The 12,501-nt window shown below is 67.9% G+C and carries 11 protein-coding genes; 7 read left to right on the top strand and 4 right to left on the bottom strand.

What is annotated here, in order from left to right; all coding sequences use genetic code 11:
- Positions 1–16: 16 nt before the first annotated feature.
- The gene (locus ASF88_RS10705; RefSeq protein WP_055917857.1) at positions 17–1,039 is read right to left on the bottom strand and encodes a zinc-dependent alcohol dehydrogenase family protein; all 1,023 of its coding nucleotides are present in this window, start codon (positions 1,037–1,039) and stop codon (positions 17–19) included.
- Complete coding sequence (locus ASF88_RS10700) at positions 1,027–2,295, bottom strand: multidrug effflux MFS transporter (RefSeq protein WP_055917853.1); 1,269 nt, start codon at positions 2,293–2,295, stop codon at positions 1,027–1,029. The genes ASF88_RS10705 and ASF88_RS10700 overlap by 13 nt, the downstream gene beginning before the upstream one ends.
- A 102-nt stretch (positions 2,296–2,397) precedes the next feature.
- On the opposite strand from ASF88_RS10700, the gene ASF88_RS10695 reads away from it, so the two are divergent.
- Together ASF88_RS10695 and ASF88_RS10690 are read left to right on the top strand one after the other, a co-directional pair.
- Positions 2,398–3,285 carry a helix-turn-helix transcriptional regulator gene (locus ASF88_RS10695; protein ID WP_200935268.1) on the top strand — a complete coding sequence of 296 codons (888 nt, stop codon included), beginning with the start codon at positions 2,398–2,400 and terminating at the stop codon, positions 3,283–3,285.
- Between the two features lie 58 nt (positions 3,286–3,343).
- Positions 3,344–4,315: an aldo/keto reductase gene (locus ASF88_RS10690; RefSeq protein WP_055920301.1), complete on the top strand. Its 972-nt coding sequence runs from the start codon at positions 3,344–3,346 to the stop codon at positions 4,313–4,315.
- A gap of 421 nt (positions 4,316–4,736) precedes the next feature.
- Here ASF88_RS10690 and ASF88_RS10685 read toward each other — a convergent pair whose 3' ends face one another.
- Complete coding sequence (locus tag ASF88_RS10685) at positions 4,737–5,585, bottom strand: DUF1206 domain-containing protein (protein ID WP_055917849.1); 849 nt, start codon at positions 5,583–5,585, stop codon at positions 4,737–4,739.
- 171 nt (positions 5,586–5,756) lie between these two features.
- Between ASF88_RS10685 and ASF88_RS10680 the strand changes: the two genes are divergently transcribed.
- The 5 genes from ASF88_RS10680 to ASF88_RS10660 all read left to right on the top strand — a co-directional run bounded on the left by ASF88_RS10680 (position 5,757) and on the right by ASF88_RS10660 (position 10,211).
- Entirely contained in the window at positions 5,757–7,343 is a 1,587-nt protein-coding gene (locus ASF88_RS10680; protein ID WP_200935267.1) for a phospholipase D family protein, read from the top strand.
- A 112-nt stretch (positions 7,344–7,455) separates the two neighbouring features.
- Complete coding sequence (gene ppk2 / locus ASF88_RS10675) at positions 7,456–8,286, top strand: polyphosphate kinase 2 (RefSeq protein WP_055917843.1); 831 nt, start codon at positions 7,456–7,458, stop codon at positions 8,284–8,286.
- Positions 8,270–9,025 (top strand): phosphatase PAP2 family protein, encoded by a 756-nt coding sequence (locus ASF88_RS10670; RefSeq protein ID WP_055917840.1) that lies wholly within the window; start codon positions 8,270–8,272, stop codon positions 9,023–9,025. Before ppk2 ends, ASF88_RS10670 begins: the two co-directional genes overlap by 17 nt.
- Positions 9,022–9,777: a phosphatase PAP2 family protein gene (locus ASF88_RS10665; RefSeq protein ID WP_055917837.1), complete on the top strand. Its 756-nt coding sequence runs from the start codon at positions 9,022–9,024 to the stop codon at positions 9,775–9,777. The genes ASF88_RS10670 and ASF88_RS10665 overlap by 4 nt, the downstream gene beginning before the upstream one ends.
- Before the next feature lie 86 nt (positions 9,778–9,863).
- Positions 9,864–10,211: a hypothetical protein gene (locus tag ASF88_RS10660; protein ID WP_055917834.1), complete on the top strand. Its 348-nt coding sequence runs from the start codon at positions 9,864–9,866 to the stop codon at positions 10,209–10,211.
- Positions 10,212–10,320: 109 nt separating this feature from the next.
- Here the strand turns inward: ASF88_RS10660 and ASF88_RS10655 are convergent, their stop codons facing one another.
- Positions 10,321–12,450 carry an RICIN domain-containing protein gene (locus ASF88_RS10655; protein WP_235493406.1) on the bottom strand — a complete coding sequence of 710 codons (2,130 nt, stop codon included), beginning with the start codon at positions 12,448–12,450 and terminating at the stop codon, positions 10,321–10,323.
- Positions 12,451–12,501 lie beyond the last annotated feature (51 nt).

Raw genomic sequence — 12,501 nt, 5'->3', positions numbered from 1 at the left:
TGTGTCCTTCCGCGGGTCAGAGGGTGAGCAGGACCTTGGTGGCGCGGCGTTCGTCCATCGCCTGATAGCCCTGGGCCGCGTCCTCAAGCGGGAGGGTCAGGTCGAAGACCGCGCCGGGGTCGATCTCGCCGTCCATGATGAGCCTGACCAGCTCGGGAAGGAACCGGCGCACGGGAGCCGGTCCGCCGTGCAGGTGGACGCCGGAGAAGAACAGTTCCTCTCCGGGGAGTTCGACGTCGTGCGAGACGCCGACGTAGCCGACGTGACCGCCGGGGCGGGTGGCGCGGATCGCCTGCATCATCGATTCCTGGGTGCCCACGGCCTCGATCACGGAGTGCGCACCGAGACCGTCCGTGAGCTCCTTGATCTTCGCAACCCCGTCGTCCCCGCGCTCTTCGACGATGTCAGTGGCGCCGAAGCGGCGGGCGAGCGTCTGACGGTCGGCGTGGCGGCTCATGGCGATGACCCGCTCGGCACCCAGCTGCTTCGCGGCGAGGATGCCGAGCAGCCCCACGGCGCCGTCACCGACCACCGCGACGGTCTTGCCGGGGCCGGCCTCCGCTGCGACCGCGGCGAACCAGCCGGTGCCGAGTACATCGGAAGCGGCGAGCAGGCCGCGCAGCTGCGCATCCGTCGGCCGGCCGGGGACCGCGACGAGCGTGCCGTCGGCGAGCGGGACCCGCAGCTTCTCGGCTTGAGTGCCGAGTGCGCCCATCGGGAACGCGTGCACGCAGCGCGACTGGTACCCGGCCCGGCAGATCTCGCAGGTGTTGTCGGAGGCGAAGAACGAGCCGACGACGAAGTCGCCGACCTTCACGGTCGTCACTTCGTCGCCGACCTGCTCGACGACGCCGACATACTCGTGACCCATCGGGGTGGGTGACGTGATCGAGTCGGTGCCGCGGTACGGCCACAGGTCCGAGCCGCAGATGCAGGCGGCGGCGACGCGGATGACGGCGTCGGTGGGCTGCTCGATCGTCGGGTCGTCGCGGTCTTCGACGCGGACATCCCGAGGGGCGTACATGATTACTCCACGCATGTGGGTGTTCCTTCCGTTGCGGGGTGGATGATGCCGGCGCGAGCGGTCGCTCGGGTCGGACGGGTGAGAAAGACGACGGCAGCCAGCCCGGCGAGGACGATGGAGATCGTGGTGACCAGACCGAGCGGGAGGATGTTCAGCGCGCCGGCGACGCCGACGAGCGGGGCGGCGATGCCGCCGAAGGCGAATCGTGCGGCGCCGAGGAGCGAGGACGCGGTCCCCGCGATCTGCGGGTAGTCCGCCAATGCGAGGGTGGTGGAGGGCGGGCTCGTGATCGCGGTGCCCGCAGCCAGCAGGAACAGGGACACGATCACCATGATCAGCGGGACGTGGGTCAGGCCGGCGACCAGGAGTCCGGCGGCGCCAGCGCCCGCGACCACCAGGCCCGTGACGAGTGTCCCCATCACGCTCCACTTTTCGCTGGCGCGTCCGGCGAGGTAGCCGAACACCATGAACCCGGCCGAGTTCAGCCCGAAGGCGAGGGCGTAGCCCTGCGGCGACAAACCGTAGACGCCTTGCAGCACGTAGGTGGCGCCGCTGAGGTAGGCGAAGAGGGCGGCATAAACGAAGCCCTGCGCGATCACTGCGCCGACGAAGCGGCGGTCGGAGAACAGTAGTCGCATGTCTCGCCCGATGACGGCGAAGCCTGCGGCGATGCGTGCATCCGGGGCCAGCGTCTCCGGGAATCCGAACCCGATCCAGGTGAGGATGACCGCACCGATCACGGCCAGGACGAGGAACAGTCCACGCCAGTCGAGGATCGTTGTCAGTGCGCCGCCGATGAGCGGGCCGACGATCGCAGCGAACCCGCCGATGACGGTCAGTCGCCCGTAGAAGCGGATGAGTCGTGCGCCCTCGTAGACGTCGCGGCCGGCGGCCTGTGCAATCACGATGCCGACCCCGCCCGAAATGCCCTGCACCAGACGTGCGGCGACCAGGACCTGGACAGTCGGGCTGGCGGCGCAGAGGGCGGAAACGATCACGTAAGCCGTGACCCCGATCAGCACGGGTCCGCGGCGCCCGAACCGGTCAGAGAGCGGACCGGCGATCAGCTGCCCGGCGGCAAGGCCGATCAGGCAGGCGGTGACGGTCAACTGAGCCGTAGACGTTGGCGCTCCCAGCTCGGTGGTGAGCGACGGGAGAGCCGGAAGGTAGAGGTCCATCGAAATGGGCCCGAAGACCGTCAGTACGAGCAGGAGCGTGGCTACGCCGCGGCCGGCGCGGACCCGGGAAGCGGTAGCGAGGGAATCTGTCACGACAACAAGCAAAACCCGGTTCGCTCATCCGAGGGAGTCTCTGATGAGAGGTGTACTGACAGGGCATCCCTCCCGGTCGGATCCCGGCCTACTCTCGACGACATGGACAATCCAGCCGAAGTCCGCGAGTTCCTGATGTCGCGCCGTGCCAAGCTGACACCGGAACAGGTCGGCCTTCCCGCCGGGACAGGTCGCCGTGTGGCCGGGTTGCGCCGCTCGGAGGTGGCAATGCTGGCAGACGTCAGCGTCGAGTACTACTCGAAGCTGGAACGCGGCGGGATCGCCGGGGTGTCAACAGCCGTCCTTGACGCTGTGGCCCGGGCTCTTCAGCTCGACGACACGGAGCGTGCCCATCTCTTCGACCTCGCGCGCGCCGCCGACGGGATCCCCGTGTCCGGCCGCCCGCGCCGGCGATCGAGCAAGAGTCCCGCCTCCCGGCCGAGCCTGCACTGGGCGCTGGAGGCGTTCACCGGCGGTGTCGCCGTCGTGCGCAACGCACAATCCGACGTGATCGCATTCAATGCACTCGGCCGAGCCTTCTACTCGCCGATGATCGGCGACGGCGGACGAACACCCAACTTTGCCCGCTTCCAGTTCCTCGACCCGGCCTCCCACGACTTCTATCCCGACTGGGACCTGTTCGCCGACATGTGCGTCGCCGTCATGCGCGCCGAGGCCGGCCGTGACCCGCACAACCGCGCCCTGCAGGATCTCGTTGGGGAACTGTCCACGCAGAGCGACACGTTCCGGCAACTCTGGGGCGCCCACAACGTCCGCACTCACGGCGCTGGCACGAAACGGTTCCGCCACCCCGTCGTGGGCGACATCACACTCGCCTACGAGGAATTCGCGATCACGGCAGAGCCCGGCCACGTCATGCTCGTCTACACCGCCGAGCCCGGATCGCCATCCGCGGAGCGGCTGCAACTGCTCGGCTCGTGGGCCGCCGACCGCACCACCACTCGTCAGGCAATCACGCGGGAATCATGAGGGCTCAACGTTCTCGCCCTCGGCGACGCCTGCGCGGTTCCGGAAGGACGTGTTCCCCGTGAAGTATTCAAGTCTTGGCACCACGGGCGTGCGCGTCTCCCGGATCTGTCTCGGATCGGCCACGTTCGGCGTAGCACCGTCGCCGCAAGAGGCCCCCGGAGTCGTCGGCGCTGCGCTCGATCTCGGCATCAACTTCTTCGACACGGCGAACGTTTACGGTTCCTCCCCCACCTTCGATCGGCCCGGAGTCCCACCGGCCGCGGAGCGAGTATCCGCCGAGGAAATACTGGGCACGGCGCTCCAGGGGCACCGAGAGGACGTGGTGCTCGCAACCAAGTCAGGAGAACGACGATTTGATGCAGCCGCCGGCCTCTCCCGGCGGTACATCATGCAGCAGGTCGAACGCAGCTTGAAGCGTCTCCGGACTGACTCCATCGACCTCTACTATGCGCACTTTCCCGATCCGGACACGCCTCTCGAGCAGACGCTCGCGGTGTATGACGACCTGATCCATCAAGGCAAAGTGCGCTACGTCGCCCTGTCCAATCACCCGGCATGGCAGCTGGTGGAGGCGCTGTGGATCGCCGACGACCGCCGGCTCGTCTCTGCGCCCGTTGCCTCCCAGGTCAAGTACAGCCTGCTCGATCGCAGCGCCGAACATGAGCTGTCTGGTGCGAGCGTGCACTTCGGCACGTCCGTCGTCCCGTTCGCTCCCGTTCACGGGGGTCTGCTGGCGAACCTGTCGGTGCTCGATCGCGAGATCTCAGGCGACAGGCGCTTCGGTGGCCCCGGCTTCTCGGAGGCGGAGATCAGAGTTGCACGCGAAGTCGACCGCCTCGCGACAGAGTGGGGGCTGACCATGGCGCAGGTTTCGCTGGCTTGGCTCCTTTCCCGACCCGCAGTCGCTTCGGTAATCGTCGGCGCCGAGACGGCCGACGAGATCCAGGCAAATGCTTCGGCAGCCGACGTCGACCTCGCACCGAAGCAACTCGAGGCGATCTCGGCACTGACCGCCGGACTCGTGCACTAACGTCGAGCATCCTCGCCGTCACCGTCCGATCGGTGCATGGTGCCTCAGTCACGAATGCACGCCCAGGCCGCCACCTAGATTGTCTCCGGGCCCAAAACGGACGAACTTCGTGGCGGAACCACCATCTGCGACGACGGTCGACAGGTCGAGGCGTCCGGCACCGTTCCACTGAGAGATCCTTAGCCGGGCACATCCCTCGCTACGAGGATCGCGCTCGAGGGGTGAAGCCCGTGCCCACACTTTGCCCACACTTTTCTGAGATTCCACGTGATTCCTGTGATTGCAAAGGACCCAGAAACCGCGGAATCTGGAGGTTTTCCCCCCGTTTTGACGGCCGTGAAATGGCCCGATGGGGGTTCGAATCCCCCATTCTCCGCCAATATTTGCCTCATCGCGTTCCCTCATCGCGGCAAGCGCGCGATCAGAACCGCGCCAGCGACGCGCGCACCACGTTGTACACGCCGGACGCGATCAGCCCGACGCCGAGCACGACGATGATGAGGCCTCCGAATGGAAGCTGGATCAGCGTGTCGAGCCCGCCGGTGAGCCCGGTCGCGTTCGCAGGCTGGACAGTGATCGCGGCGAGGACGAAAGCGGCGCCTGCCGCCATCACCACGATGCCTTTCGCGAGGTAGCCGACCACCCCGAGGATCGTGACTCCGCGTCCGGCGGTCCCGGATGGCACTCGGATGTCGCGACGGAAACGACGCCGGACGCCCTTGACGACGAAGTAGACCCCGATCCCGAAGGTCGCCAGTCCGACCGCGCCGAGCAGCAGCTGGCCGCCGGGGGTCGACAGGATCTGCGTGCTCAGCTGACGGGTCGTGTCGCTCGCGTGGCTCGGATGCCCTTGGGCGAACGCCACGGCCGTGAAGCCGAACACGGCGTAGGCCATCGCCTTGCCGAGATGCTGCAGCCGCCGCGACCAGGCGGAGCCCGATCGGCCCCTGACCAGGACCGCCTCCGTGATCAGCCAGAGCGCGAGGGCGAACAGGCCGATCGCCGCGAGCCACAAGACGATGAAGCCGCCGGGGATCTTCGTCACCTCTTCGAGAGCGCCGGTCTGGTCGGCCTCCCCGACCTGCGTCACCCCGAACTGGATCGCCAGTCCTCCCAGGAGGACTTGGATGACGCCGCTCGCGGCGAACCCGACCCGAGCGGGGATCTCGAGCAGTTTGCTGTCGCCCGCGACGCGGGCGGCCTTGCGCACTCCGGCTTTGCCGGCCGCGGCGGCGTTCGGCTCGGCGCCCCCCGCCTTCGCGCTGGTCATCGCACCCTCTTCCGTATGATCGGGACGGAACATCCGAACGATCTAGCTCATTGATAGTCCTCGCACGCTTCTTCGACGTGGGGTTGATTGCACGCCATCGACCTGCTAGTCGAAGCGCTGGGAGCGACATGACGAGTGCCGCACGAGAGGCAGGGCCCGCGAACGATGAGCGTGGACGCGACTGATCCCCGCGCCTGGTTCCTCACCCGCGAGGAGCGAGGGAATCCGGCGTCGACGATCCAGACGGGCGGCGCGCCCGGGTCATCCTGGTCGGAGGGGAACCTGGTGCGTCCGCTCGTGCACGGGGCGACGTACTTCGAGCGGCTGTGGGAGGAGCTGACCGCCCTGCATGCCGGCGACCGGGTGTGGTTCACCGACTGGCGCGGCGACCGGGATGAACGGTTGCGGCCGGAGGGGCCGACCATCGGCGAACTGCTCGCAGAGCTGGCCCGTTCGGGAGTCGAGGTCCGCGGGCTGGTCTGGCGCTCCCACGGCGAACGGGTGTCGTCGCCGATCAGCGCTCGATCCAACGCCCGCCTGGGACGCGAGATCAACGATGCGGGCGGGGAGGTGCTGCTCGACCAGCGCGTCCGCCGCTTCGGATCCCACCACCAGAAGTTCTTCGTGCTCCGCCACACCGGCGACCCGTCACGGGACGTCGCGTTCGTCGGGGGAATCGACCTGTCGCACAGCCGACGTGACGACGTGCACCATGCCGGAGACCCGCAGGCGGTGTCCATGGATCCGCGCTACGGGCGCACCCCACCGTGGCACGACGCAGCCCTCGAGCTCCGCGGTCCCGTCGTCGCGGACGTACTCGACGTCTTCGCCGAGCGGTGGAACGACCCGCACCCGCTCGACCACCGCAACCCGTACCGGATGCTCCTGCAGCGACTCGCGGACATGCCGAGCCACCCGCGTCCCCTCCCGGAGGCCGCGCCGGCGCCCGCGCCTGCGGGACCCCATGCCGTCCAGCTCCTGCGCACGTACGGGCCGAAACGGCCGCGCTTCCCCTTCGCCCCGCACGGTGAGCGAAGCATCGCGCGCGCGTACGCGAAAGCCTTCGGCTCGGCCAGGTCCCTCATTTACATCGAAGACCAATACCTGTGGTCGACGGAGGTGGTCGCCGCGCTCGCCAGGGCGCTCAGAACCACCCCGGAGTTGCGGGTGATCGTCGTCCTGCCGCGGTTCCCGGACTCCGACGGATCGCTCTCCGGTCCTCCGCGCCGTCTCGGGCAGCTCCGCGCCGTCGCGGCCTTGCGCCGAGCAGCCCCCGACCGTGTCGGGGTGTTCGATCTGGAGAACGACGACTCGATTCCCATTTACGTGCACGCGAAGATCTGCATCGTCGACGATGTCTGGATGACCTGCGGGTCGGACAACTTCAACCGTCGCTCCTGGACGACGGACAGCGAGCTCACCTGCGCCGTCGTCGACACCACGCCCGACGGCCCTGCCGCCGGCCGCCTCCCCCGCGATTTCCGCGTGCAACTCTGGGCGGAGCACCTCGGCCTCGCCGACGACGATCCCCGGCTGCTGGACACAGCCGAAGGGTTGGCTCTGTGGAACGCCGCCGCCGACGCGCTCGATCGTTGGCACACGAGCGGGCGCCCCTCGCCTCGGCCCGGCGGACAGGCGCGTCACCACATGGTCGAGCCCGCCACGCGGTCTCAACGCCTCTGGGCCGACCCGATCAACCGCGTCATCGTCGACCCCGACGCCCGCCCTCGCCGTCTGCGAGGCACCGCGAAGTTCTGATCGGACTCGAGGCGCACGCAAGCGCATAGCACGATGCACGGCTCGTTCAACCCCAGGCAACGTCTTCGCCTTCGCCGTATGCTCACTCGACCATGCGAACCGAAGGCGGCAGATGAGCACTCCGAAGAAGAAGTCCAAATCGAAGGGGGACCGACCGAGCAAGGCTGCGTACGAAGCAGAGCTGAAGCAGCTTCAGATCGAACTGGTCGCCATGCAACAGTGGGTCGTCGCGACCGGTGCCCGGGTACTCGTCATCTTCGAAGGACGCGATGCCGCGGGCAAGGGCGGCGCGATCAAGCGGATCATCCAGTACCTCAATCCGCGGTCCGCCCGGGTCGTCGCGTTGGGCGTCCCCACGGAGCGCGAGAAGAGCCAGTGGTACTTCCAGCGCTACATCGAGCGGCTCCCCGCGGCGGGCGAGATCGTGCTGATGGACCGGTCCTGGTACAACCGCGCCGGTGTCGAGCACGTGCTCGGCTACTGCACGCCTGACCAATACGACACCTTCCTCCGGCAGGCTCCCGCGCTCGAGCGATTGCTCGTCGAGGACGGCCTGATGCTCTTCAAGTACTGGTTCTCGGTCTCCGACGATGAGCAGCAGAAGCGGTTCGAGTCACGGCTCAAGGACCCGATGCGCCGCTGGAAGCTCTCCGAGACGGACCTCCACTCGATCACGCGCTGGGAGGAGTACTCGCAAGCCAAGGACGACATGTTCAAGGCCACCGACATCCCCGAGGCGCCCTGGTGGACGGTGGAGAGCGACCACAAGAAGTCGGCCCGCCTGAACGTCATCAGCCACCTCCTCTCGCAGATCCCCTACGAGACGATCGAGCCGAAGAAGCTGAAACTCCCTGAACGACCGGAGGCCGACGACTACGTGCGGCCGCTGCGGGAACTGTACAAGTACGTGCCGGATCGAGCCTCCGATGACCTCAGCGCTTAGCGACAGACGCGCAGGGGCGCGTCGACGATGGCACGAGAAGTTCCTCGTCGAGGACCGGGTCGTTCCGGCCTCCTCCCGGCGGAACCTCTACATCGTCTCGGCCGTGCTCATGGTCGTCGGGTTGATCTGTTTCCTCGCCGTCCTGGACTCGGTTCGCGAGAGCGACGGGCTGTCGGCGATCGACCGACCGATCCAGGCCTGGCTGGAGGGCATGCGGTCACCGACACTGACCGTGATGATGGCGATCGTCGCCACGGTCTTCGGCCCGGTCGTCCTGCCGATCGTCGTGCTCATCACGGTGGTGTGGTGGGGGATCGCGGCACGACACGCCTGGCGACCGCTCCTGCTCGCCGTGAGCATGATCGTCGGCGTCGCCACCGTCCAGATCCTCGCTCCGATCATCGGCCGACACCGGCCGCCCGTCAGCGCCATGTTGATCGGTGCGGACCACACCTCGTCGTTCCCGTCAGGGCATGTGATGGGCGCAGCCGATTTCCTCCTCATCACGACCTACCTGATCTTCTCGCGCCGCCGCAACCCGGTGTACACCGTCATCGCGCTCGTCGTCGCGTTCGCCCTGGCGGTCGCGACAGCCGCGTGCCGGGTCTACCTCGGGTACCACTGGCCGACCGATGTGCTCGCCTCGATGTCGCTCTCGCTCGTGGTGATCGGCGGCGTGATCGCCGTGGACACCTGGCGGACCGTCCGGGTGCGAGCTTCCGGGTCGGAGTCGCCGTGAGCGCCGACCAGCACGGGTCGGGAGGCGCGCCGGCGAACGCGATCGAGGAGGTCGTCGCCAGCGACGCTCCCGCCGAGGTCAAGATCGCCCGGCTGTGGTGGGTCGTCTCGGGGGCGGCGGCGCTCCTCTTCGTCGTCCTGCTCGCGACGGTGATCTTCTACCGGCAGGCCGACAAGCCGTTCGACTTCGAGGTCGCGTGGATGAACGCGCTCGTCAAGGCGCGCGCGCCGATCTGGACGGTTCCGGCGCTCGTCCTCGACCAGGTGGGCGGAGGGATCAGTTCGATCGTCTTCGTCCCGCTCGTGATCATCGCCGGCCTGTTGATCTGGCGCCGCCCGTGGGCCGCCCTGTACTACGTGATCGCCGCCGTGACGAGCGGTGCGATCGTGACTGTCATCAAGAATCTCGTCGGACGCCCGCGGCCGACGGCGATCCTCGTCCGGCCAGACTTCGGCTCCTTCCCATCCGGCCACAGCGCCACGGCAGCCCTCATCGCCACGACGCTCGCGATCATCTTCTGGCGCACCTGGGTCTGGGTCACGGGGCTGGTCTACGTCCTCCTGATGATGCTCAGCCGCACCTATCTCGGCGCTCACTGGATCCTGGACACCGTCGGGGGCATGCTCGTCGGGGTGGGGGTCGGGATCATCCTCTGGGCGCCCTTCGCCCTGCGGCTCTACCGCGAGCGCCGCCGCCCCCACCCACCCATCTGGGTCAAGGTGGACCGGCATCCGGCGAATCCGGAGACGTGATCGACCGCTCCTTTGCCTGGTTCGTGACGAACGGGTGACCAGCTCTGGGGGTCGGGGCCCCGCCGTCCGCGCCTTAGGGTGGATCCGTGGCGCTCGTGCTCATCCCGTTCGGCGTCTTCGCCGTGTTCAGCGCGACCGTTATCTGGCTCATCCAGAGCAACATCCGACGGTCTACGCGCATGCACGGCGTCGTGACCGCCAAGCGGTTCTCGCCGGCGCACGGCAACCTCGCGGCGAGCGGCAGTCGAGGCGAGCGCGTGGTCGTCGTCCCCGACAGCTGGGTGCTCGACGTCGAGGACGGCCGCCATCATGGACATGCCGTCGTGTCGGAGGCCGAGTTCGATTCGGTGCAGATAGGCGACGAGTACGACGGAGGCCTGGAGTCGGGTGATCCCCGCTGGGACGACGACGACGCATCGCCCACACTTTTCTGACGACCCCTCATTCTCCGCCACTGCTTCCCTCGGCAGACTCGTCACGAATCGCGAGATTCGTGGCACGAATCAGCTGATTCGTGACGAATGCCGGAGAGCCCCGATCGCGCTACTGGATACCCTCCCGCACGAACTGCCACTGCTGGTTCGCCGCGCCCGTCGACGGGTTCTGCTGCGCCGCCGCGCCGTTGGCGGTGGAGGAGCCCGCGATCTCGAGCACCTTTCCGCTGTTCGCGTTGGTCAGCGTCCAGTACCCCCCGCTTGTCGTCAGGTTCCAGTTCTGGGTGGCGTTGCCGGTGGGGCCCCACTGGCCGGCTTGGACGTTGTTGCCGGTCTGCGCCCCCGGGATCTCGAGGAGCTTCCCGCTGTTGTCGTTGTAGAGCTGGGTGCTCCCGGTCACCGGGTGGAAGTTCCAGATCTGGCAGGCGTTGGCCGTGTCGCCCCACTGTTGCGCGAGCGCACCGTCCGTGAGCTGTGCAGACGCGATCTCCAGGAGCTTGGCGCTGTTGCGGTTCACGACCCGGAACTGCGAGTCGAGCTGTGTGCCAGGCTGATACACCTGCAGCTGGTCGAGCTCCGCGTACGACGTGCCTTTGGTGAAGGCGATCGTGTTCGTGCCCGCATTCAGGGTCACGGTCTTCTGCGCCCACCCGAAACGCCCCCAGTCGACGGTCGCCGGGTAGCTGATCGAGGTCGCCATGCCTCCGTTGACGGAGACGTTGTGAGTGCTGGCGCCGCCCGTGCCGTTGTCGTAGCGCACATTGAGCGTGTACGACCCGGCCGACGGCACGCGGACGGTGAACGTCACCGCGCTCGTGGAGAGGTTGATGTTGCCGACCTTGCTGCCGTTGGCGGCGTTGACGTCGGTCACCAGCGAGGTGTCGGAGGTGCGCGCCGCCTTCTCTGCCTCGTACTGCTGTGCGTCCAGCGGGATCGACCCGACGCGGATGTCGTTGTACGTGGTCGCGGAGTTCTCCACATTGGTCGCCTGGTAGAGGGTCCGGCCGTCGACGCTGTAGTCGATGCTCTGGGCGAACCCGGAGAACGTGCCGCCGGCGGTGTCCGTCGAGTCGTAGGTCACCGCCATCGGCAGGCGCTCCCACGGGCCTGCGCCGAGGTTGTAGTTGACGTAGAAGTCCTCGCCGCCGCTGATGTTGCCCGAGGCGTCGAGCCCCCACTTGGAGGCGACGACGACCATTCCCTTGGGGCCACCGGTGGGCACCCACTTGACGTACGGCGACGAGCCGATGCCCCGACCGTTCGCCAGCGTGATCTGCGTTCCGATACTGGTGGTCGGCGACCAGGTCACGCCGTCCGGCGAGATCTTGAAGTACGCCGGTGCCGTGTTGTTGGACTGGCTGGGCCGGTTGACGACCTCGAACGTGGCCAGGTAGCGGCCGTCGGGCAGCTTGGTGACGGTGATCATCCCGGGCCGGTCGCTGCTGTTCGTCGGCGCGGAGACGTTCCCTTCGGCGCCCCAGGTCAGGCCGCCGTCGCTCGACTCCCGGTACGACACGGCCTGCAGCACGCCGTTCGCCTTCTGCCGCTCGTCGGAGAAGTAGGCGGCGAGCTTGCCGTTGCCGTCGACGATCAGCGACGGCTCCCACACGGTGGTGGTCGTGGAGGTCGGGGTGGGGTCGTAGGTCGCAGGGCCTCCGGTGTCGATCGTGCTCAGGTACGACCAGCTCGCGCCGTGGTCCGTGCTCTTGTAGACAACGAGCCGGCTGCTCGACCGGTCGGTCGGCATGATCATGCCCGAGAGCAGGATCGTCCCGGCGGGCAGGCTCCCGACCTGCTGCGGCAGCTCGTAGAGGAACGGCTGAGCGGTGCGGGCGAGGGTCGGGAAGTCGTTGTTCGGGACGATGTCGGTCAGGTGGCTCCACGTGGCGCCGTCGTCGGTGCTCCGGTAGATCGGATAGACCTGCTTGCCGTTGACCAGGACGAGCTGGTCGTACGTGACCAGCTGCGTGCCGTTGGACGATCCGCTGTACTTGAGGACGATGTTCTTGGCGTACGTCGTGCCGGCGGCGCGGCCTCCCTCGGGGTTGAAGGAGGTGCCGGCGGCCGGCGAGTACACCAGCGACCCGTTCCCCGCCGTGACTGCTTCGGCGGGAGCCGCGACGATCGCGGCGGCGACGAGGGCGCCCGCGGCGGCGACGGCCGCGGCGAGCGTTCGGATCCGTCTGCGCCGGGGCGATCCCGGCATCGGCGATCGCGACGTGGTGCGTGATGGAAGCATCTTCGTTCCCTTTCTCACTGCCGACCCGGGCGCGGGCGCGCACGGGTTGTC

The sequence above is a fragment of the Leifsonia sp. Leaf336 genome, from assembly GCF_001423695.1.
GTDB lineage: Bacteria > Actinomycetota > Actinomycetes > Actinomycetales > Microbacteriaceae > Leifsonia.
The sequence above is the reverse complement of the archived record's forward strand: the minus strand, read 5'-3'. Positions and strand labels throughout refer to the sequence as shown.